Source organism: Phocaeicola sartorii JCM 17136 = DSM 21941 (assembly GCF_054653615.1).
The window spans coordinates 3,201,613-3,223,718 of record NZ_BAAIFW010000005.1 but is presented as its reverse complement, the minus strand read 5'-3'; the positions used below and the strand labels follow the sequence as shown (position 1 = coordinate 3,223,718).

The following is a 22,106-nucleotide window of genomic DNA, read 5'->3' as shown; positions in this document are numbered from 1 at the left end:
GAATCATGAAACAGAATGTATTTTTCGTAAGTGGTATTGATACAAATATAGGGAAAAGTTATGCTACGGCCTATCTGGCACATCTTTGGAACAAACAAGGATGTCGTACTATTACTCAAAAATTCATACAGACAGGAAATCCGGAAGGTTATTCGGAGGATATTGAGTTGCATCGTCGTCTGATGGAGACGGAGTATTTGCCTGAGGATGAGCAGGGACTTACCAAACCTGAAATATTTTCTTATCCGGCTTCTCCCCATTTGGCTTCACGAATAGATAACCGTGCCATTGATTTTGATAAAATAAAGCATGCCACGGAGGTGTTGAGTGAGCGCTATGATGCTGTTTTAGTAGAAGGAGCCGGGGGGCTGATGGTGCCGTTGACAGAGGAGAACCTGACTATAGACTATATTCAGGAATCGGGTTACCCCTTAGTTTTTGTTACTTCGGGACGATTGGGAAGTATCAACCATACATTATTGAGTTTTGAGGCTATAGAGCGGAGAGGGATAAAGCTTCATACAGTGATGTACAATCTGTTTCCCGAAGGAGAAGATAAAATCATTCAGTCAGATACAGAGGCTTATATTTGTCGTTATATAGAGAAGCATTTCCCGGATACGGCATTTGTGAAGGTGCCTTGCTTGTAATTCATCTTTCTTGTTTATGATGTGTCTACCTGATAAAAAGACAGGCCTTGTTTCGCAACAAAGCCTGTCATGCAAACTTAAAACAACCAACAAAAGAAATAGATAATTTCGGGCAATTATCTAATAAAAAGCAATTCTCTGTATTTAGGTAATGTCCACATCTGATTATCGACAATCAGTTCCAGCTTGTCAATGTGATAACGTATCTCTTCCAGCATGGGAGCAATCGTGTCATGATAGGCGATTGCTTTCTCCCGTTCACTTTCTATCTTGTTAGCCACCTTACGTGCCTCCACCATGGCTTCCACATGCTCGGTGATGAAGATGGTACGTTCTGCAATCTCTTCAATAAGTTTCATATTCTCTGCAGATAGTCGGGACGCTTTTTCTGCTGGGAATAATTCTTTCATTTTATATACATTGTCAATCAATTTGCTCTGGTATTCGGTGGCCACGGGAATAATGTGATTCATAGCCAGGTCGCCGAGAACACGAGCCTCGATCTGGATTTTTTTTGTGTACATTTCCCACTTCACTTCGTTGCGGGCTTCCAGCTCTTTGCGCGTCATGACGCCTGTTGCTTCGAACATGGCGATGCTTTCGGGTTTCAGGTAATTGTCGAATATCAGCGGACAACTGGTTTCGCAGTCCAGACCGCGTTTGGCAGCTTCAGCTTTCCATTCGTCTGAGTAGCCGTTACCATCGAACCGGATAGGTCTGCATTCCTTGATGTATTGGCGGATGATTTCCACGATGGCGGAGATTTTCGGCTCTCCCTTTTCAATCAATGCATCCACGTCTTTTTTGAATCTTGTCAACTGGTGCGCCACTGCCGTGTTCAGTGCAATCATGGCGCTGGCACAGTTGGCTTCCGAACCTACTGCACGGAATTCAAAGCGATTGCCTGTAAAGGCGAAAGGAGAGGTGCGGTTGCGGTCTGTGTTATCAATCAGCAATTCGGGAATCTGAGGGATATCCAGCTTCATCCCCTGTTTGCCTGCCAGCGAAATAAGGTCATCATTCGCACTTTCTTCCATGTGATCCAGCACTTGTGTCAGCTGTTTGCCCAAAAAAGAAGAGATGATGGCGGGAGGTGCCTCGTTGGCTCCCAGACGATGTGCATTGGTGGCACTCATGATGGAGGCCTTCAGCAATCCATTGTGGTGGTAAACTGCCATCAGGGTATTGACGACAAAAGTAATGAAACGCAGGTTGTCCTCGGCTGTCTTTCCGGGAGCCATTAGTAGGATACCGGTATCTGTACCTAATGACCAGTTGTTGTGCTTGCCTGATCCGTTAACTCCCTTGAATGGCTTTTCGTGTAGCAGCAGACGGAACCCGTGACTACGGGCTACTTTGCGCATCAGTGACATGATGAGCATATTGTGGTCTACGGCCAGATTACATTCCTCGAAGATGGGAGCCAGTTCGAATTGGTTGGGAGCTACTTCGTTGTGGCGGGTCTTTACGGGAATGCCCAGCTCCAATGCTTGGATTTCCAGGTCTTTCATGAAAGCTGCCACACGGGTAGGGATGGCTCCGAAGTAATGGTCTTCCAACTGTTGGTTTTTGCTGGCTTCGTGTCCCATCAGGGTACGTCCGGTCAGTAATAGGTCGGGGCGTGCGGCGTACAGGCCTTCGTCTACTAGAAAGTATTCCTGTTCCCATCCCAGATAGGCCATTACTTTCTTTACTTCGGGATTAAAATAATGGCACACATCCACTGCTGCTTTATTTACAGCACTTAACGCTTTCAACAGAGGAGCTTTGTAGTCGAGGGACTCGCCGGTGTAGGCGATAAATACAGTGGGGATGCACAGGGTATCGTCCACTACGAATACGGGGGAGGAGGGGTCCCATGCACTGTAGCCACGTGCCTCGAAGGTATTGCGGATGCCGCCATTAGGGAAACTGGAAGCATCGGGTTCCTGCTGTACAAGTAGTTTGCCGGAGAATTCTTCCATCATCCCACCCTTGCCATCGTGTTCTACAAACGCGTCATGTTTTTCGGCGGTTCCTTCGGTCAGCGGCTGGAACCAGTGGGTATAGTGGGTCACTCCCAGTTCGGTTGCCCAGCGTTTCATGCCTGCGGCTACTTCGTCGGCGATGCTGCGGTCCAAAGGAGCGCCATTGTCCATAGCATCCGTCAGTTTGGCATAGACATTGCCAGGCAGGTATTTGAACATTTTTTCACGGTTGAATACATACTTGGCAAAGTATTCACCGGGCCTTTGGGCAGGTGTTTCCACTGCTGTTGCTTTCTTCTTGAAAGCTGTTTCCACTACTCGGAATCTTAATTTTGACATAATACCTAAATTTGTTTAGTTGTTAATTTATTTAGAGTGAATGATTTTCTCTTTATTATTTTGATTCAAAATGACTTTTAGTTGTATGCAGATTCGCCATGTTCATAAATGTCGAGTCCTTCTTCTTCAATTCTGTTCGGGACGCGCAAACCATGAATTTTGTCCAATCCTTTGAAGATGAGGTATCCCATACCTGCTGCCCAGCAACCTACTACTACTGTACCGAACAGCTGTGCTAGCAGGAAGTTGTAACCGCCACCATAGAACAGTCCTTCCTCTGTGGCGAAAAGTCCGGTAAGAATGGTACCGAGGCAACCACAAACACCATGTACAGAGGAGGCCCCGACCGGATCGTCTATTTTTAATACGTGGTCAATGAAGTCTACCGAGAAAATCATGACTATGCCGCAGATGGCACCGATCATGACAGCTCCAAAGGGGGAAACGAGATCGCATCCGGCAGTGACTCCGACCAGTCCTGCCAATACACCGTTTAATGTTAATGACAAAGAAGGTTTTCCATATTTTATCCAGCTTGCTGTTAAAGCGAAGAAGCCACCGGCGCATGCTGCCAGGTTAGTGGTCAGGAATACGTGAGAGATAACAGTCTGATCAGTACCGGTAGCTGCTGCCAGTTGGGAACCTGGGTTGAAACCAAACCAACCGAACCAAAGAATGAATACACCCAGGCAAGCTAGTGTCAGGCTATGTCCTGGGATGGCCTTAGACCTGCCATCTTTACCATATTTACCGATACGCGGTCCTAGAACGGCAGCACCTACCAGAGCAATCCACCCGCCTACTGAGTGAACGACAGTGGAACCGGCGAAGTCATGGAAGGTGGTTCCGAATATGTTTGTCATAAAAGAATTTTCTTCACCATTCATCAGCCATCCGCCACCCCACGTCCAGTGTCCTGATACCGGATAAATCAGTACGCTGATGAAGATGGTGTATACTAAGTACATGGAGAATTTAGTACGTTCTGCCATAGCTCCTGATACGATGGTTGCCGCAGTGGCACAGAATACGGTTTGGAAGATCAGAAACCCTTCAATGGGTAGTTCGTTGTCAATGACTTTGTCCATTATGTCAAGGTTGAAGAAATGTGGCGTACCTACGAAACCTCCCACACCGAACATCAATCCGAAACCGATGAACCAGAAGAGGAGGGAGCCGAACATAAAGTCAATCAGATTCTTCATCAGTACGTTGGCGGTGTTCTTGGTGCGGATAAATCCAGCTTCCACCAAAGCGAATCCCGGTTGCATGAAGAATACCAGCATGGCTGCCAGTAGCATCCATACAGTATTCAGACCCGTTGCAATTTCATTGATGGCTTCTGTGTCCATGGCTCTGACGGGAGCTTCCGATAGTGTGTCTTGTGCCCAAAGGCTGACTGGAAACAGAAATAAAAGTATAAAGATTCCTTTCAGGTATAGTTTGTCCATACCTTTTCTATCAGTTGTATCCATAATCTTTTTCGCTTAAGTTGTAATATTATTTTAATTTTGTGGAGTACCTCTGCCCGAAGGGCGTAATGAGTTATTTCTCTTGTTCCGCGTTGTATAAGGCGATATCTCCACGTTCTCCTGTACGGATGCGGATGGCATCCTCAACGGGTATGACGAAGATACGACCGTCACCGATCTCGCCGGTATGGGCAGCCTTGAGAATGGCATGAATGGTTTTGTCCACATTCTTTTCGCGGACTACAATGGAGACCAGGATTCTCTCAATGGAACTGGTGTCATAAACCACTCCACGGTAAATGCGTCCTTGACGTGTTTTGCCAATGCCTCTTACGTCGTAATAGGAGAACCATTCGATCTCGGCTTCGAGCAACGCTTCTTTTACGTCCTCGAATTTGGTTTTACGGATAATAGCTTCAATTTTCTTCATTGTTGTATTTGTATTTTGTATATAATGTAATCTTTTTACCTTCTAAAAAACTAGTACCTTATTGCTATCCTTGTATATATGTTATGGCCTTTATAATTAAAAACTTAGCCCGAAAACGAAATAAGCTCCTTCAGTGCGTGGGTTTACAGTGACTTTTGCAAAAGCCGGTATGGAGAATGAATCGGTGATTTTTATCTCCTTGGTGGCTCCTAGGCTGATATCGCATACAGCGAAGCCGTTGGAACCGTTGCATACAGGGTCTTCGGAATAGTTGTAAAAGTCTGTCGCCCACGGAGTCGCCCCTATTTCTGCTGTCCATTCCAGTCCTGCCAGTGTGAAAGGTACGGTAGCCGAGATGTAGGAAGAATAGGCTCTGTCTCTTTCATTATTCACTCCGTCGGTTCCGGCGAAGTTGGTATACCAGTTCAAGGCCAGCGGTCCGAAGTCATAGCCTATCTGTGCCTCGAAGGTATGGTTGGTGTTGTGTGAACCGTAATGGAAATACCCCGGTCCTCCATTGAACCAGTAATCTGTGACGGAGATACTGAACCCTCCTGTGGTGTAGCCTAATGTAAGGTCAATCTCTTTTGTATCTTCCTTTTCGATACCTGCTGTCCCCCATGCAGACAATGAGAACCCTTTGTAAGAAACTGACAACGTGGGCTGGATGCTGACTCCGCCCAAGTCCTGACCCCGCCAGATGTATCCGCTTACGAGGTCGGCTCCTACGCTGGCTTCCACTTTATCCTGAGCCATACTCATTGCCGGAACGACTATTGCCAGAGCCGACAGAAATGTTGCTTTTTTAAAACTCTTTTTCATTGCTTTTTACCTTTTTAATTCATAATAGTGAGTTTGTTGTATCTCGTATGTATTCGTTTTTTTATAATGGATTGTGCTTGTTGTGTGATAAATGCTACTTATAGTATCCATCTTCTGATTCGCTTCATCGCCTCTTCACAGTCTGCGCGTTCACCGAAGGCGGTCAGTCGTATGTAACCTTCTCCGCTGGGACCGAATCCTACTCCGGGAGTACCTACCACATTGGCTTCGTACAGCATTTGTTCAAAGAACTTCCACGAACCGATTCCTCGGGGAGTCTTCACCCATAAATAAGGTGCGTTCTCACCACCGAATACTTTTAGTCCGGTGCTTTCCAGCCCTTCTTTCATGATACGGGCATTAGTCATATAATAATTGATAGTGGCTTTTATCTGTTCTTTACCTTCAGGGCTGTAAATGGCCTCCGCACCGCGTTGGGTGATGTACGAGGTTCCGTTGAACTTGGTGCATTGGCGGCGGTTCCACAACCGGTTCAGCGGGATGCGTTCCCCTTCCAGTGTGGCGGCGGTCAGTTCCTTGGGCACTACGGTATATCCGCAACGCACTCCGGTAAATCCGGCGGTTTTAGAGAAGCTGCGGAACTCTATGGCTACCTTCTTGGCTCCCTTTATCTCGTAGATGGAGTGGGGGATTTCGGGGTCTTGAATATAGGCTTCGTAGGCAGCGTCATAAAGAATCAGCGTGTCGTTCTCTAGTGCATAATTCACCCATTTTTTTAATTCTGCTTTACTGATAACCGTACCGGTGGGGTTGTTGGGGTAGCACAGATATAAAATGTCTATTCTACGGTCGGGGATGGCGGGAATGAAATTGTTTTCGTTCAGGCAGGGCAGATAGACCACATTACTCCATTTTCCGTCTTCCAGCACTCCTGCCCGTCCGCACATGACGTTAGAGTCGATATATACCGGATAAATAGGGTCTGTCACGCCGATGCTGTTATCGTGGCGGAGGATATCCCCGATATTTCCCGTATCGCTTTTGGCTCCGTCGCTGACAAATATCTCGCTGGATTCCAAATGTACTCCGCGTGAGGCATAATCGTTTTTCAGGATAGCCTCGATTAGAAAATCATATCCTTGCTCGGGACCGTATCCGCGGAAGGTGTCCTTGCTTGCTAGTTCGTCCACCGCCTTGTGCATGGCTTCTATGGACGCCCGGGGCAACGGCTGTGTCACGTCTCCGATGCCCAGACGGATAAGGTCTTTTTGGGGATGGGAGACCTTGAACGCATTTACTTTCTTGGCAATGTCCGAAAACAGATAATTGTTGGGCAGTTTTAAAAAATGTTCGTTTACTAATGCCATAATTGCTGTTGTTTTATAGTTTGTCTTTACTGATATTTTATTTCTGTTAAATTTCTATCTCACCATCGAAAACTTTTACTACGGGACCTGTCATGTACACGTGCCCGTCTTTTTCGTTCCAATGGATCTGTAAATCACCACCATCCATCCTTACCCGTGATTTTCTTCCGGTTTTGTGGTTCAGGTATGCGGCTACGGCGGTGGCACAAGCCCCTGTTCCGCATGCCATAGTGATGCCCGAGCCTCTTTCCCAAACTCTCATTCTTAAGGAACCGTCCGGCAATACTTCTGCGAATTCCACATTGGTTCGTTCGGGAAAAAGCGGATGATTCTCCAGTTTCGGACCTATTGCCGGCAAATTTACATCTTTTATATCATCTATGAAAATCACTAAATGCGGATTTCCCATACAAACAAATGTTCCTTTGTATTCTTTTCCGTCTACAGTGATTGTTTTTGCCAACATTTTGCCGTCCGGAGTATTTATTTGGCTGGAGTTGGCAAGTAGGGGAAGATCCATGTCTACTGTAACTTCTTCTACCAGACCGTTCTCCGTATGTAGTTTCAGAATCTTGATTCCTGAGAGCGTTTCCAGCGTGATGACTTCTTTTTGAGTCAATTTGTTGTCATATACATACTTTCCTATACATCTGGAAGCGTTGCCGCACATCATGGCTTCAGAACCATCTGCATTGAATATGCGCATACTGAAATCCGCTAGGGCTGATTTTCCAATCAATACCAGTCCGTCGGAACCGATTCCCGTGTGATAAGAGCTCCATTTGATGGAGGTTTTTACGGGATCTGCTATGGGATACTCTAGGGTGTTTATATATATATAGTCATTGCCTGCTCCCTGCATCTTCGTGAACTTGATTGTTGTTGCCATTTTGTCTATAACTTTTTCTGTTGTTATTTCCTTTTGTTCTAATTTGATGCAAATATATATCTTTTTGATCTTGTGTAGATAAGGATGCTGTCTCTATTCTTATTTGTTTTTCATTTTGATGATAAATAGAAAGTGGTTTTATGTATTTTCTTTCAAACTGAAATAAAAGTCGGGCTGTATTCTTCTTAATTGTAATTTGTGGGTTTCATACTCTGTTATGAAACATATAATTTCTGTTGGTTATTCAGTGCTGTATGGTTAGTGTTATAAATAATAAGGTAAAGGATTGGAATAACAAAATGACAATCTATTATCGTGTTCCCATATTATTTTGTTAACTTTGTACCCTGTTGGATAAAAACGAGATTAGTAATGCAGAATATTATTGCGATAGAGGATGGTGTGACCCGCCATCCACAGTACCGGATGAAGGAACCGGTGAATATGACGCTTGCCACCGGAGAACATATAGCTGTTGTGGGAAGAAACGGGGCAGGAAAAAGTATATTGATAGATACGATTACAGGCCGGTGGCCGTTGTTGATGAACGAGGTGAAGTATGATTTTTCTCCCTCTTCCTCTAAGATGGCATACGAGAATATAAAATATATCGCTTTTCGTGATTCATACGGAGATGCCGATGGAAATTATTATTATCAACAACGGTGGAACGCCCATGATTTGGATGAAACCCCACTGGTACGTGATTTATTGCCCGAAGCGGCCGACTCAGTCCTGAAAAAGGCTTTGTATGAGCTGTTTGGTATGGAAAGTATGCTGGATAAACATATTATTCTGCTTTCCAGCGGTGAGCTGCGTAAGTTTCAACTGACAAAGACTTTGCTGAGCAATCCGCGTGTGCTGATTATGGATAATCCTTTTATCGGACTGGATGCGAAGACACGGGATCTGCTTCATGTCTTGTTGGGCGAACTGACTAAAGTGACCCATTTGCAGGTAATCCTTATCTTGTCTAAGTCCGATGATATTCCGTCCTTTATCACTCATGTTATTCCTGTGGAGGACAGGATATGTGGTAAAAAAGTAACTTTGCAGGAGTATCTGGCCGTCCGTAAGCCGGTGCCGGAACGGATGCTTTCCGAAGAAAAGGAGGCACGGATCTTGAATTTGCCTTATAACAGTGACTTGTATCACACCGAGCACGTGGTGGATTTGAACAAGGTAAGCATTCGTTATGGCGAACGTACCATCTTGAAAGACTTGGACTGGACAGTAAAGTGCGGCGAGAAATGGGCGTTGAGTGGAGAGAACGGTTCGGGAAAGTCCACGTTGCTGAGCCTGGTCTGTGCGGATAATCCGCAGAGTTATGCTTGTGATATTACCTTGTTCGGCAGGAAACGCGGTTCCGGAGAAAGTATTTGGGAGATAAAGAAGCATATAGGATATGTCAGTCCTGAGATGCATCGCGCTTATCTGAAGAACCTTCCTGCCATAGATATTGTGGCAAGCGGGTTACATGATTCTGTGGGGTTATACAAACGTCCGCGTCCCGAACAGATGGCGGCTTGTGAATGGTGGATGGATATTTTTGGCATTGCAGATTTGAAAGACCGGAATTTCTTGCAGTTGTCCAGTGGCGAGCAGCGTCTGGTGTTGTTGGCGCGTGCTTTTGTGAAAGATCCTGAGCTGCTTATTTTGGATGAGCCTTTGCATGGGTTGGACTTGTACAACCGCCGTTTGGTGAAAGATGTGATAGAAGCTTTTTGCCGTCGTAAGGACAAGACCATGATTATGGTGACACATTATCAGGAAGAGCTGCCCGTATCTATAACTGATTCTCTTTTCTTGAAGCGGAACTAAAAGATCTTTTTCAAAAGGTACGTTCCGGACAGGCGGAAGTTGGCAGGTTAAATGATAGTGCCCTTCCGCTTTCCGGACAAGTGGGGGACCGGACTGAGTACAAATAATTCAACTGTTCGTTTTATAAATATAGTATTAAAACCTTTAAAAGAAAACGAATCATGGAAAACACATTAAAGATGCCTATGACAGGCATTATTCCTCCTTTGGTAACTCCGTTGCTGGACAATGACAAACTGGATATTGCCGGTTTGGAAAGACTGATAGAACGATTGATAAAAGGAGGAGTGCACGGACTATTCATACTGGGTACCACCGGAGAGGCGCAGAGCATCAGTTACCGGCTCCGCCATGAAATGATAAAGGAAACTTGCCGTATCAATGCCGGAAGACTTCCGGTGCTGGTTTGTATTTCCGATACATCAATTGTAGAAAGTATCCATCTGGCACGTGTGGGGGCCGAGTGTGGTGCTTCGGCTGTAGTTTCCGCTCCCCCTTACTACTTTGCTCCGGGACAGCCCGAACTGGCCGAATTTTATGAGGACTTGATTCCTCAGTTGCCGTTGCCTATCTTCTTATATAATATGCCGTCGCATACGAAAGTGAATTTTGCTCCGGCTACCATTCAGCGCATAGCCCGTAATCCTCAGGTGGTGGGATTCAAGGACAGTTCGGCTAATGCCGTTTATTTCCAGTCTGTGATGTATGCCATGAAGGAACGGCCGGACTTTGCCATGTTGGTGGGACCGGAGGAAATTACGGCAGAGTGTGTGTTGCTGGGTGGACATGGGGGAATCAACGGAGGTGCCAATATGTTTCCGGAATTATATGTAGATCTTTATCATGCTGCGGTGACGCGTGATATGGAAACCGTAAGCCGCTTGCAACCTTTGGTGATGCAGATCAGCAGCAGTATTTATACCGTGGGACAGCATGGCTCCAGTTATTTGAAAGGATTGAAGTGTGCTTTGTCTTTATTGGGTGTTTGTAATGATTTTGTTGCGGCTCCTTTCCATCGTTTCAATACTCCGGAACGGGAGAAGATACGTAAGGCGTTGGAGGCACTCCCTTTTTGTCCGGAGTTGAAACCTTAAATGCCTGAGCTGTATGCATATCATTGATATAATCATCTTTTTGCTGTTTACCGGCGGAGTTGTGGCTTTCGGTTGTTCTTTCTTTAAAAAGAAAGGCACTTCCGAGGAGTTCACTTCTGCCGGAAGAAGTTTGCCCGGCTGGGTGGTGGGGATGTCCATCTTCGCCACGTATGTCAGCAGTATCAGTTATCTGGGATATCCGGGAAAGGCCTTTTCGGGAGATTGGAATGCGTTTGTATTCAGTCTTTCTATTCCTATCGCTTCTTATTTTGCGGCTCGTTACTTTGTACCTTTTTACCGGAGCCAGGACAGCATATCGGCTTATAGCTTTTTGGAAAACCGCTTCGGTCCTTGGGCACGTATATATGCTTCGTCCTGTTATTTGCTCACTCAGATAGCACGTACCGGGTCTATTCTGTATTTGTTGGCATTGCCCATGAATGTATTGTTGGGATGGCATATCCAGACCATTATAATTGTAACCAGTGTGGCTATTGTGCTTTATTCCATGTTGGGTGGCATGAAGGCTGTCATTTGGACAGAGGCCATACAGGGAATTATTCTGATTGGCGGTGCGTTGGTATGTATGTTCATTTTGCTTTTTGATATGCCCGGAGGCCCGGCGCAGACTTTCTCCATCGCCATGGAGGATGGCAAATTCAGCATGGGAAGTTTTGGAAGCAGTCTGAGTGAGTCTACTTTCTGGGTGTGTCTGATTTATGGTGTATTTACCAATTTGCAGAACTATGGGATAGACCAGAGTTATGTGCAACGTTATCATACGGCCAAGAGTGAGAAAGAAGCCAAGTTCTCGGCTCTGTTCGGAGGGTATTTGTTTATTCCCGTCTCGGCCGTTTTCTTTATGATAGGGACGGGACTGTATGCGTTCTATAAAGTGCATCCGGGTGTCTTGCCTGATGGAGTGGGAGCGGATTATGTTTTCCCATTTTTTATAGTCAATGAGTTGCCGGTGGGGTTGACAGGTCTGCTGATAGCCTCTATCTTTGCTGCGGGCATGAGTACCATTGCGACCAGTGTCACCAGTTCGTCTACCATCATTCTGACGGATTATTATCAGCATTTCCGCAAACATGCCGGAAACATGGAACGGATGTTGGTGCTGAAACTCTCTAGCGTTGGAGTGGGAGTGGCAGGGATTCTGGTGGCTTTTGCCTTTATGAGCGTGCAAAGTGCGCTGGATGCCTGGTGGGCGTTGGCGTCTATCTTCAGCGGGGGCATGTTGGGATTGTTTCTGCTGGGATATATTTCGAGGAAGGCACGTAAATTTGATGCGGTGCTGGGAGTGGTATGTGGAGTGATTCTGGTTTGCTGGATTGTGATATCACCGTTTGTACATGCCAATCTGGCTATCGTGTTCGGGACGTTGCTGATATTCTTGGTGGGATTCCTGAGTGCTAATTTGTTTAATAAGAGAAGATGTAAGTAGAATAACTTATTTTATGCATGATGAATGTCAAAACTCAACTTTATAGAAAAGAACTTTTTATCTGAAATTTGAAACTCTTCATCGACAATAAGAAGGCCGTATCACTTTTGAATAATGATACGGCTTTTCTGTATTTGTCGGTTACAAGTTGTAATTTTTAGAATGCTCATCTTGGTTTTGATTAACGTTCCGGCTTATTCATCGTTTTATAGTCCGCTTTAGCTGATAAATCTGTTCAGTTCATTGACCCTGTTTAATGCTGTATTGAAATCTTCCACCAGTTCTTTCATCACTTCGTTCACCGTCTGTAACTTATGTATGCAGGATGCGACTTGTCCTATTTCCAGTTCCCCATCGAATAAATCTCCTTCAAAGATTCCCTTTTTGGCACGTCCTTTTCCCAACAAAGCGCGTAGTTCATCCGTTGTTGCGCCACGGGCTTCCGCTTCTTCCACTTGTTTGAAGAAATCATTCTTAACCAGCCGGACAGGAGATAGCTGTTTCAATGTCAGTTGGGTATCTCCTTCGTTCAATCGCAGACAACGGTCTTTGAATGTGAAATGAGCGGAACTCTCTTCGGTTAATGCAAAGCGTGTGCCTATCTGCACCCCGTCGGCCCCCAATGTCATAGCGGCTAGTATACTTTCTCCCGAGCCGATACCTCCGGCAGCCATCAACGGCACAGTGGTGATCCGTCTGACGGCCGGAATGAGACATAAGGTGGTTGTTTCCTCCCGTCCGTTATGCCCTCCTGCCTCGAATCCTTCGGCTACGATGGCGTCTACGCCTGCTTCTTCACATTTGGCGGCAAACTTGGTGCTTGCCACTACATGGGCCACAAGGATGCCGTGCTCATGCAGATGTTCTGTCCAGATCTTTGGATTTCCGGCAGAGGTGAACACTATTTTCACCCCTTCTTCTATGACCATATTGATAAGGGTGTTTATTTCGGGGTACATCAGCGGAATGTTTACTCCGAAAGGTTGGTCTGTCGCCGCTTTACATTTCCGTATGTGCTCGCACAAGGTCTCGGGATGCATGGAGCCGGCTCCTATCAGTCCCAGTCCTCCGGCGTTACTTACTGCGGATGCCAACCGCCAACCGCTACACCATACCATTCCTCCCTGTATGATGGGATACTTTATTCCAAAAAGGTTGCAAATTCTGTTCATATATCATCATTTAATAATTTGTCAGTTTGCTGATGTGTTGATAACCGTGTGGCATATAGCGCAGCTAATTAGCATATTGGCAAATTAGCATATCAGCATATTATACAAAACAACGAACTTTTATTGAATGTTTTAGGGAGAAAGTAGTGAAAAAAGGAAAAATTCTTAGAAATTTTAAGGTTTGTAGAACAGAAATGGTCTATCTTTGTTCTCGGAATTAAAATTGTATATTTATAAATAGATAAAAACCATGTTATTACAACTGCTATTTGTACTTGTCGCTATTATTGTAGGTGCCCGTCTGGGAGGTATCGGACTGGGAGTGATGGGAGGTGTGGGCCTTGCCATATTGACCTTTGTTTTCGGACTTCAACCTACCGCTCCCCCTATTGATGTGATGTTGATGATTGTTGCCGTTATCTCTGCCGCTTCTTGTATGCAGGCTGCCGGCGGACTGGACTATATGGTGAAATTAGCAGAACGGTTGTTGCGTCGTAACCCTTCACAAGTGACTATCCTGAGCCCATTGGTTACTTATCTGTTTACTTTTGTCGCAGGTACGGGGCATGTGGCTTACTCTGTACTTCCTGTCATTGCCGAGGTGGCTACGGAAACCAAAATCCGTCCTGAACGTCCTTTAGGCATTGCTGTTATCGCCTCTCAGCAGGCTATTACCGCCAGTCCTATCTCTGCAGCTACCGTAGCGTTGCTAGGATTGCTGACAGGATTTGACATCACTCTGTTTGATATTCTGAAGATTACCATTCCCGCTACGTTAATCGGTGTGCTGGTGGGGGCTTTCCTTTCAAAGAAGGTGGGTAAAGAGTTATTGGAAGACCCCGAATACCTGCGCCGCTTGGAAGCCGGAATGATTGATACAAAACATGTGGAGCTGAACGATGTGAAGAATATGTTTCACGCCCGTATCTCGGTGATCATCTTTATTGCCGCTACGCTGTTGATCGTGTTGTTCGGTTCTATTCCTGCCATGCGTCCTGTGTTTAATGGTACGGCTTTGGATATGCCTGCTATTATTGAGATTTTGATGTTGTGTGCGGCGGCTGTCATTCTCCTCATTTCGCGTACCGATGGAATCAAAGCGACACAAGGCAGTGTGTTTCCAGCCGGAATGCAGGCGGTCATCGCTATTTTTGGTATTGCATGGATGGGAGATACCTTCATCAATGGAAACATTACGGAACTGACAGGCTCTATTGAGGGGATTGTGCGCCAGATGCCCTGGTTGTTCGGGCTGGCATTGTTTGTCATGTCTATTTTGCTTTATAGCCAGGCGGCTACGGTGCGTGCCATTGTACCATTAGGAATAGCACTGGGTATTTCTCCGATGATGCTGGTTGCTTTGTTTCCTGCCGTCAACGGATATTTCTTTATTCCTAATTACCCTACGGTGGTGGCAGCTATAAACTTTGACCGTACAGGAACAACGGGTATTGGAAAATGGATTCTGAATCACTCGTTCATGATGCCCGGGCTGGTGGCTACCATTGTTTCTATTGTGGTGGGTCTGCTGTTGATACAGGTGTTCTAGAAAGGAGAAGGGTAGGTGCGGTCAAGCATGAAGATTAGTAATCTTTCATTGGTAACATGACAGATCTTCCACCTATAACATTTATAATGATTCACCGTACACATATATATCTTCAGTGAATCATTTTCCCCTTTTGTCTGTGAACAAAATATCTCAATAACTATTATTATAATAAAACCTAAACTTGAAAAGATTATGAACGGATTAAGAAAACTCAGCCTTATGGCGGCAATGCTGGTATGTACCGCATTGACCGTTGTCGCCCAAAAGCCCAATATCCATATATTGGCTACAGGAGGTACTATTGCCGGAACAGGAGCTTCGGCTACTAAAACAAATTATACTGCCGGACAGGTGGCTATCAGTACGTTGCTGGAAGCGGTTCCCGAAGTGAACAAGATAGCCAATGTGACAGGAGAGCAGATTGTAAAGATCGGTTCCCAGGACATGAATGATGCCGTATGGCTGACGTTGGCCAAGCGTATTAACGAGCTTTTCAGCCGTGGAGATGTGGACGGTATTGTAATTACCCACGGGACTGACACGATGGAAGAGACTGCCTTCTTTTTGAACCTGACTGTGAAAAGTGACAAACCCGTTGTATTGGTAGGAGCCATGCGTCCCTCTACGGCCATGAGTGCGGACGGACCGTTGAACCTGTATAATGCAGTGGTTACTGCCGCTGCCAAGGAATCACGGGGCAAAGGCGTTGTAATAGCCATGAATGGTTTGATTTTGGGAGCTCACGGAGCCATGAAGACCAATACGGTGGATGTACAGACTTTCCAGTCTCCTAACTCCGGTGCGCTGGGATATGTGTTGAATGGTAAGGTTTTCTATAATATGGAATCTTTGAAGCGCCATACCACCGGTTCCGATTTTGATGTGACTCACCTTGACAAGTTACCGAAAGTAGGTATCGTTTACAGTTATTCCAATGTGGAGGCCGATGTCATGACTCCTTTCCTGAGCAATGGTTACCAGGGTATTATTCATGCCGGTGTGGGGAATGGTAACATTCATCAGAATTTGTTCCCGATGTTGGAAAAGGCTCGTCAGCAAGGTATTTTGGTCGTGCGTTCCAGTCGTGTCCCTACCGGACCTACCACATTGGATGCCGAGGTGGATGATAATAAATACCAATTCGTGGCTTCACAGGACTTGAATCCTCAGAAAGCACGTGTGTTGTTGATGCTGGCGTTGACTAAAACAAAAGACTGGAAGGAGATTCAGGAATACTTCAACGTGTACTAACCAAGCCTTCCCGGCTTGTCCGGAAACTATTTTTTGCTATCCTTTTGTAGTGCTATTCTTCTGAATGCAATGGAGAATCTGTAGACAAAAAACAGATGTAGCCGGATTCTTCATCTCACTGAGAACGTATCCCCATTATTCAAGTGGGCAGTGAACCGACTGACAGGAGATTGTATCCATAGTATGCCCGGATAGCCTTCACTCATTTTTTCTTTTTGTGCGGACAAAAGAAAAATACATGACAACCTAAAACTTTGACTTATGAAAAGAATAATGTTAGTATGCCTGACAGCCCTTGCTGTATCAGGCTTCCACCCTCTATGTGCCCAATCTTCCCGGAGTGATTTCATGGCCGATGGCAAGAGCTTGTTTGAAGAAGTCACCGGTATCAAGAAGAAGACGGACAAGTTCAATCTCTACCTCAACATGCATGGCGATTTCAACATGAAGTGGAATGATTCCGGGTTTGACCAGGGAGCATTCGAAATGAAGCAGCTCCGTATCGAGATGAAGGGAGATATCAATGACTGGCTGAGCTACCGTTACCGTCAGCGTTTGAATCGTGGAAACGATGGCTCCGGAAATATCGATAATGTGCCTACCAGCATAGATTGGGCAGGAGTAGGTATCAAACTGAATAAGTTTTCATTTTTTGCCGGAAAGCAATGTGCCTCGTATGGGGGTATAGAATTTGACTTGAATCCGATTGAGATTTATGAATACAGTGACATGATAGAGCACATGAGCAACTTTATGACCGGTTTGAATGTGGCGTACAACTATAATCCTCACCAGCAGATACAATTTCAGGTATTGAATAGTCTGAATGGACCGTCCGAAGATATGTATGGAGATTTGGAACGTACCAAATTGCCGTTAGTCTATACCTTGAACTGGAACGGAAATTTTCTGGATGTTTTTAAGACCCGTTGGTCTGCCTCTGTGATGAACGAAACGAAGGGCGAGAAGATGTATTATTACGCTTTGGGTAATGAATTTAATTTCAATCCCCAATGGCATGCCTATTTTGATTGGATGTACTCTCGTGAAGGAGTAGACCGTAAAGGGATTATAACTAACATAGTAGGGACTGATAATCAGGCACACAATGCTTTTAATGCCGAATATATGTCCTATGTGTTGCATGTGAATTATCGTTTTGCTCCGAAATGGAATTTGTTTGCAAAAGGAATGTATGAAACCGCTTCTGTTTATAAGGCAAGCGATGAAGTGGAAAAAGGGAAATATCGTACGGCATGGGGATATACAGGAGGAATAGAATTTTATCCGATGGAGAGCAATCTGCACTTCTTCCTGGCGTACGTGGGGCGTTCTTATAAATATACTGACCGTGCGAAGGCACTGGGTGAGGATAATTTCAGTACTAATCACGTGTCAGTGGGATTCATTTGGCAGATGCCTGTATTCTAGTTCATGCTTTAGAAAGAATTACCCCTGCCACATACAGCTGTAGCAGGGGTAATTCAGCATTAAAACGATCACTTTTTCATCGTACACATTATAAATCAGCTGGTCGCTTGCAGTAATTCTTCTTGAATAGGTTACAGAGTTTTCTTATTTTATCTGTTCTCGGGGGGCGAGTTTTCTCCTGTTTATTGTATGGGTCGGAGATCCTTCTTCCCGAAAAATTTATCAATAATCAATGCGATAGCCCCGTCTCCCGTCACATTACAAGCCGTCCCGAAACTATCCATGGCAATGTAGAGCGCTATCATCAAAGCCTGTTCACTTTCTCCGAACCCCAGCATGGAAGACAGGATGCCCAATGCGGCCATGATGGCCCCTCCCGGTACGCCCGGTGCGGCTACCATCGTGATGCCCAGCATGAAGATAAATCCTGCAAACATGGGGAAATCAAAAGGCATTCCCTGCATAATCATCAGCGCCAGCGCACAAGCAACAATCTTCAATGTACTTCCCGACAAATGAATGGTGGCACATAAAGGAATGACAAATCCGGCTATATCCTCCGTAACCCCGTTCTTGATGCTCTGTCGCAAAGTTACCGGAATGGTGGCTGCCGATGACTGTGTGCCCAATGCCGTGAAATAGGCAGGCATCATTCGCCCCAGTAATTTGAACGGATTGCGGCGCACAAACAGGGCCGCCATGGAATACTGAAAAACCAGCAGGAAGATATGAAGCAGGAAAATGACCCCGATGATCTTGATAAATACCATCAGAATATTATATACCTGTCCGGAATGAGTCATATTCAGGAATATGCCGAATATATAAATAGGCAGTAAGGGAAGAATAACCGTCTGAATGGTCTTGACTATGATATCTTTGAAATCATTACATACGTTTTTCAGCGCCGTGCTTTCCAGATGTGCGATGCCCAGACCTAATGTGAAGGCCAGAATCAAGGAAGTCATTACATTCATTACCGGAGGGATGGCTACGGTGAAGAACGGGGAAATATCATGCGCTTCGCTGATTTGTTCTATCGGTGCTCCCGGGGTTATCATGGAAGGGAAAAAAGTCACTCCGGTAAAATAAGACAGGAAACCGGAGAACAGCGTCGCGCTGTATGCCACTAGTGTCGTTATCACCAGCATCTTTCCCGCTTCTTTGCCGATATCGGCAATGGCAGGAGTGACCAGCCCGAGAATAATCAACGGAATAATGAAACCCAGGAACTCGCTGAAGATCCCGTTGAAAGTTACAAAAACTCTGACCAGTCCGCCGGGAAGAACATTTCCGAATCCTATACCCAATGCGATGGCAATGATAATCCGGGCTAATAACCCTATTTTTAACTTTTTCATGATAATGTGTTCTTATTCAGATTGCAAAGATAGAATTATTGAACAAATAACCTATCAAATTGTTAAATATTAAAAGAACAATTTATGAAAAAGGCAGATATCGGATTAATCGGATTGGGCGTGATGGGGCAGAATCTTGCTCTGAATTTCGCCAGTAAGGAATGGAAGGTGGTAGTATGGAACCGTACCGTCCCTGGAAAAGAGGAAAATGTAGTAGATAACTTTATAGCCAACCGTGCCAGGGGCAAAGGCATCATAGGAAGTAATGAACTGACAGATTTTGTCGAAGCGCTGAAAACTCCTCGTGTCATTCTGTTGATGGTACAGGCGGGGCCTGCCGTCGATGATCTGATAGACAGACTGAGCCCTTTGCTGGATAAAGGCGACATTATCATTGATGGAGGGAACTCCTATTATGAAGATACGGAACGCCGTGTGAAAGAACTTTATGATAAAGGGATGTACTTTGTAGGTTGCGGCATTTCAGGAGGCGAGGAGGGTGCCTTGCATGGAGCGTCTATCATGCCCGGCGGGGCGCAGGAAGCATGGCCGGTTATTCAACCGATGCTGAAAAGTATTGCGGCAAAAGCCGGGGACGGTACTCCGTGCTGCGAGTGGGTCGGTCCCGGTGGTGCAGGTCACTATGTGAAGATGGTGCACAATGGCATAGAATATGGGGATATGCAGCTGATAGCCGAGACTTATTTCGCCATGAAGCAGTTGCTGGCGTTGAAGAATGAGCAGATGGCGGATATTTTTGAACAATGGGACAAAGGACGCCTGCATAGTTATCTGATAGAGATTACTTCGGCCATTCTGCGTCACAAAGAACAAGGAGGCGGATATTTGCTCGACAGCATTCTGGATGCTGCCGGACAAAAAGGGACGGGGCGCTGGAGTGTCATTAACTCCCTGCAACTCAATACACCGCTGGACGTGATTGCCGAGGCTGTTTTTGCCCGTAATCTGTCGGCGGAGAAAAACTTGCGTGTGCTGATGTCCAAACATTATATGCATGTAGAGAATCATCCGGTATATAACTATCAGGATACGGTGGCCGGATTGGAGAGTACCTTGTATGCAGCTCGTCTGACAGGTTATGCGCAAGGGTTTGCTCTGATGCGCACGGCCAGCGAGCAATATGGCTGGAAGTTGAATCTTTCCACCATCGCTCTGTTGTGGCGCGCCGGATGCATTATCCGTTCTGCTTTCCTGAACGATATAGCCGAAGCCTATCGCCGTGCGCCGGGTTTGTCACATCTGTTGCTGGACGAGCGTTTCGGTAGGGAAGTGGCGGAAGCCCTGCCCGCGTGGAAGAAATACATCGGTGTCCTGTTGAAAGAGGGGATGGCAGTACCTGTGCTTTCCGCTGCATTGAATTATTTTCTAGGCCTGACTACCCATCATTCCCCAGCCAACATGATTCAGGCAATGCGTGATTATTTTGGAGCCCATACCTTCGAGCGTGTGGACAGTCCGCGGGGGGAATTTTTCCACGAACATTGGGAAAACAACTATTGATACGTTGCAACGCAAAGCATTATACATTCATTTTAAAAGAAAGAATCATGAGTTTACCACATAGCTTATTTTTGGTTATCTTCGGTGCATCCGGTGATTTAACCCGGCGCAAACTGATGCCTGCCTTGATAAAGATCCATAACGGGAAACGCTTCCCTAAGCATTTTGCCATTATTGGCTGTGCCCGAACTGCATACACGGACGAAACCTATCGTGCCTATTTGAAAGAAGAACTGATAAAATCCGGTTCTCTTACTAAAGAGGAAATGGAAACATTGGACGATTTTCTCTCTACTGTTCATTACCAGTCCATGGACCCGGCTGACGAAACCACTTATTTTCTGTTGAATGACCGTTTGAAGGAGCTTTCGCCTCAATATGAGAATAATGGGAACTATTTGTTCTATCTGGCAACCCCGCCCTTGCTTTATGAATTGATTCCGAAATGTCTGCATGATGCGGGCTTGTTGAAAAAGCCTGGATTAAAGCGTATCATTGTCGAGAAGCCTTTCGGATACGACTTGGCTTCCGCTCAGAAAATGAATAAGATTTATGCCGCTTATTTTAAAGAAGAGGATATCTACCGCATCGACCATTTTCTGGGCAAGGAAACGGTGCAGAATATTATGGTGACTCGTTTTGGAAGTACTATTTACGAACCGATATGGAACCGTAACTATATAGATTATGTAGAAATCACTGCGGTGGAAAATATGGGTATAGGTACTCGCGGAGGATATTATGACGGGGCGGGAGCTCTGCGCGATATGGTACAGAACCACTTGATGCAGTTGCTTGCCATTACTGCCATGGAACCGCCGGCCAAATTTGATAAGAATGGTTTCCGTAACGAGGTGATCAAGGTCTACCAATCCCTTCGTCCGCTGACTGATGAATATATTCGTGATAATGTCATCCGCGGACAATATATTGCCGGTGATGACCGTATCGGTTATCGTGAAGAAAAGAATGTTCGTCCTGATTCCCGTACAGATACCTATGTGGCGATGTGTCTGTATGTGGACAACTGGCGTTGGCAGGGAGTGCCTTTTTATATCCGTACCGGAAAGCAGATGCCTACCAAGGTGACCGAAATTGTGGTTCATTTCAAACCTGCTCCTATGCAGATGTTCCAAATGAAGGAAGGCTTGTACAAAGGTGAGGAACTGATTATCCGTATTCAGCCCGATGAGGGAATTCTTCAGCGCATAGCCATGAAGGAACCCGGCGCCGGATTTTATATGGGAACCATGGAGATGGATTTCAGCTATGACCAGCACGATCAGGAAACGGGTGACGCATACGTCCGCCTGCTGGAGGACAGTCTGGCGGGTGACCCTACACTCTTTACCCGTTCCGATGCTGTGGAAGAGAGCTGGACGTATTTCGACAAAATACTGGATTATTGGAAAAAGCATCCCGATACTCCTCTTTACGGATATCCCGCAGGAACATGGGGGCCGAAAGAAGCGGACGTGTTGATCAACTGTAGTCATGCTGAATGGACGAATCCGTGTAAGAATCTGACGCATTCCAATCTATATTGTAAATTGTAAGTT

General features: G+C 45.6%; 17 protein-coding genes. 9 read left to right on the top strand and 8 right to left on the bottom strand.

The features are described from left to right. Positions 1–5: 5 nt before the first annotated feature. Positions 6–650 carry a dethiobiotin synthase gene (gene bioD / locus ACYQ0C_RS13755; protein WP_016276030.1) on the top strand — a complete coding sequence of 215 codons (645 nt, stop codon included), beginning with the start codon at positions 6–8 and terminating at the stop codon, positions 648–650. Between the two features lie 116 nt (positions 651–766). Here the strand turns inward: bioD and ACYQ0C_RS13750 are convergent, their stop codons facing one another. From ACYQ0C_RS13750 to dapF, 6 genes are all read right to left on the bottom strand, one after another. After that, a complete protein-coding gene (locus ACYQ0C_RS13750) occupies positions 767–2,956 on the bottom strand; it encodes a glutamine synthetase III family protein (RefSeq protein WP_016276031.1) in 2,190 nt (729 codons plus the stop codon). A gap of 77 nt (positions 2,957–3,033) precedes the next feature. After that, positions 3,034–4,431: an ammonium transporter gene (locus ACYQ0C_RS13745; protein WP_016276032.1), complete on the bottom strand. Its 1,398-nt coding sequence runs from the start codon at positions 4,429–4,431 to the stop codon at positions 3,034–3,036. Between the two features lie 70 nt (positions 4,432–4,501). Further along, positions 4,502–4,858 carry a P-II family nitrogen regulator gene (locus tag ACYQ0C_RS13740; protein ID WP_007838317.1) on the bottom strand — a complete coding sequence of 119 codons (357 nt, stop codon included), beginning with the start codon at positions 4,856–4,858 and terminating at the stop codon, positions 4,502–4,504. A 96-nt stretch (positions 4,859–4,954) separates the two neighbouring features. Then, positions 4,955–5,680 (bottom strand): hypothetical protein, encoded by a 726-nt coding sequence (locus ACYQ0C_RS13735; RefSeq protein WP_016276033.1) that lies wholly within the window; start codon positions 5,678–5,680, stop codon positions 4,955–4,957. Positions 5,681–5,778: 98 nt separating this feature from the next. Then, positions 5,779–7,008, bottom strand: coding sequence for an LL-diaminopimelate aminotransferase (locus tag ACYQ0C_RS13730; RefSeq protein WP_016276034.1), 1,230 nt, complete (start codon positions 7,006–7,008; stop codon positions 5,779–5,781). Positions 7,009–7,054: 46 nt separating this feature from the next. Further along, positions 7,055–7,897 carry a diaminopimelate epimerase gene (gene dapF / locus ACYQ0C_RS13725; protein ID WP_016276035.1) on the bottom strand — a complete coding sequence of 281 codons (843 nt, stop codon included), beginning with the start codon at positions 7,895–7,897 and terminating at the stop codon, positions 7,055–7,057. Between the two features lie 372 nt (positions 7,898–8,269). On the opposite strand from dapF, the gene ACYQ0C_RS13720 reads away from it, so the two are divergent. The 3 genes from ACYQ0C_RS13720 (at position 8,270) to ACYQ0C_RS13710 (ending at position 12,259) form a co-directional block, all read left to right on the top strand. Next, positions 8,270–9,718, top strand: a complete 1,449-nt coding sequence (locus tag ACYQ0C_RS13720; RefSeq protein ID WP_016276036.1) for an ATP-binding cassette domain-containing protein — start codon at positions 8,270–8,272, stop codon at positions 9,716–9,718. Positions 9,719–9,879: 161 nt separating this feature from the next. Further along, positions 9,880–10,812 (top strand): dihydrodipicolinate synthase family protein, encoded by a 933-nt coding sequence (locus ACYQ0C_RS13715; RefSeq protein WP_016276037.1) that lies wholly within the window; start codon positions 9,880–9,882, stop codon positions 10,810–10,812. Positions 10,813–10,825: 13 nt separating this feature from the next. Then, complete coding sequence (locus ACYQ0C_RS13710) at positions 10,826–12,259, top strand: sodium:solute symporter family protein (protein ID WP_016276038.1); 1,434 nt, start codon at positions 10,826–10,828, stop codon at positions 12,257–12,259. Between the two features lie 218 nt (positions 12,260–12,477). Here the strand turns inward: ACYQ0C_RS13710 and ACYQ0C_RS13705 are convergent, their stop codons facing one another. Then, positions 12,478–13,431 (bottom strand): NAD(P)H-dependent flavin oxidoreductase, encoded by a 954-nt coding sequence (locus ACYQ0C_RS13705; RefSeq protein ID WP_175271263.1) that lies wholly within the window; start codon positions 13,429–13,431, stop codon positions 12,478–12,480. 250 nt (positions 13,432–13,681) lie between these two features. Here ACYQ0C_RS13705 and ACYQ0C_RS13700 point away from each other — a divergent pair, with 250 nt between their 5' ends. The 3 genes from ACYQ0C_RS13700 (at position 13,682) to ACYQ0C_RS13690 (ending at position 17,665) form a co-directional block, all read left to right on the top strand. Beyond that, entirely contained in the window at positions 13,682–14,980 is a 1,299-nt protein-coding gene (locus ACYQ0C_RS13700) for an anaerobic C4-dicarboxylate transporter family protein (RefSeq protein WP_016276040.1), read from the top strand. 195 nt (positions 14,981–15,175) lie between these two features. Beyond that, positions 15,176–16,234, top strand: a complete 1,059-nt coding sequence (gene ansB, locus ACYQ0C_RS13695; protein WP_016276041.1) for an L-asparaginase 2 — start codon at positions 15,176–15,178, stop codon at positions 16,232–16,234. A gap of 261 nt (positions 16,235–16,495) precedes the next feature. Next, a complete protein-coding gene (locus ACYQ0C_RS13690) occupies positions 16,496–17,665 on the top strand; it encodes a porin (protein ID WP_016276042.1) in 1,170 nt (389 codons plus the stop codon). A 182-nt stretch (positions 17,666–17,847) separates the two neighbouring features. Here ACYQ0C_RS13690 and ACYQ0C_RS13685 read toward each other — a convergent pair whose 3' ends face one another. Beyond that, positions 17,848–19,026, bottom strand: a complete 1,179-nt coding sequence (locus ACYQ0C_RS13685; RefSeq protein WP_016276043.1) for a dicarboxylate/amino acid:cation symporter — start codon at positions 19,024–19,026, stop codon at positions 17,848–17,850. Positions 19,027–19,110: 84 nt separating this feature from the next. On the opposite strand from ACYQ0C_RS13685, the gene gnd reads away from it, so the two are divergent. Together gnd and zwf are read left to right on the top strand one after the other, a co-directional pair. Further along, positions 19,111–20,547 (top strand): decarboxylating NADP(+)-dependent phosphogluconate dehydrogenase, encoded by a 1,437-nt coding sequence (gene gnd, locus ACYQ0C_RS13680; RefSeq protein WP_016276044.1) that lies wholly within the window; start codon positions 19,111–19,113, stop codon positions 20,545–20,547. 47 nt (positions 20,548–20,594) lie between these two features. Then, positions 20,595–22,103, top strand: a complete 1,509-nt coding sequence (zwf, locus tag ACYQ0C_RS13675; RefSeq protein WP_016276045.1) for a glucose-6-phosphate dehydrogenase — start codon at positions 20,595–20,597, stop codon at positions 22,101–22,103. Positions 22,104–22,106: the final 3 nt, after the last annotated feature.

Excerpts from the sequence above, each read along its gene's own strand:
- ACYQ0C_RS13730 (WP_016276034.1), bottom strand. The coding sequence starts at position 7,008 with ATGGCATTAGTAAACGAACATTTTTTAAAACTGCCCAACAATTATCTG.
- ACYQ0C_RS13710 (WP_016276038.1), top strand. The coding sequence starts at position 10,826 with ATGCATATCATTGATATAATCATCTTTTTGCTGTTTACCGGCGGAGTT.
- ACYQ0C_RS13690 (WP_016276042.1), top strand. The coding sequence starts at position 16,496 with ATGAAAAGAATAATGTTAGTATGCCTGACAGCCCTTGCTGTATCAGGC.
- ACYQ0C_RS13715 (WP_016276037.1), top strand. The coding sequence starts at position 9,880 with ATGGAAAACACATTAAAGATGCCTATGACAGGCATTATTCCTCCTTTG.
- gnd (WP_016276044.1), top strand. The coding sequence starts at position 19,111 with ATGAAAAAGGCAGATATCGGATTAATCGGATTGGGCGTGATGGGGCAG.
- ACYQ0C_RS13750 (WP_016276031.1), bottom strand. The coding sequence starts at position 2,956 with ATGTCAAAATTAAGATTCCGAGTAGTGGAAACAGCTTTCAAGAAGAAA.
- ACYQ0C_RS13705 (WP_175271263.1), bottom strand. The coding sequence starts at position 13,431 with ATGAACAGAATTTGCAACCTTTTTGGAATAAAGTATCCCATCATACAG.
- ACYQ0C_RS13740 (WP_007838317.1), bottom strand. The coding sequence starts at position 4,858 with ATGAAGAAAATTGAAGCTATTATCCGTAAAACCAAATTCGAGGACGTA.
- ACYQ0C_RS13685 (WP_016276043.1), bottom strand. The coding sequence starts at position 19,026 with ATGAAAAAGTTAAAAATAGGGTTATTAGCCCGGATTATCATTGCCATC.
- zwf (WP_016276045.1), top strand. The coding sequence starts at position 20,595 with ATGAGTTTACCACATAGCTTATTTTTGGTTATCTTCGGTGCATCCGGT.
- bioD (WP_016276030.1), top strand. The coding sequence starts at position 6 with ATGAAACAGAATGTATTTTTCGTAAGTGGTATTGATACAAATATAGGG.
- ACYQ0C_RS13700 (WP_016276040.1), top strand. The coding sequence starts at position 13,682 with ATGTTATTACAACTGCTATTTGTACTTGTCGCTATTATTGTAGGTGCC.
- ansB (WP_016276041.1), top strand. The coding sequence starts at position 15,176 with ATGAACGGATTAAGAAAACTCAGCCTTATGGCGGCAATGCTGGTATGT.
- ACYQ0C_RS13745 (WP_016276032.1), bottom strand. The coding sequence starts at position 4,431 with ATGGATACAACTGATAGAAAAGGTATGGACAAACTATACCTGAAAGGA.
- ACYQ0C_RS13735 (WP_016276033.1), bottom strand. The coding sequence starts at position 5,680 with ATGAAAAAGAGTTTTAAAAAAGCAACATTTCTGTCGGCTCTGGCAATA.
- ACYQ0C_RS13720 (WP_016276036.1), top strand. The coding sequence starts at position 8,270 with ATGCAGAATATTATTGCGATAGAGGATGGTGTGACCCGCCATCCACAG.
- dapF (WP_016276035.1), bottom strand. The coding sequence starts at position 7,897 with ATGGCAACAACAATCAAGTTCACGAAGATGCAGGGAGCAGGCAATGAC.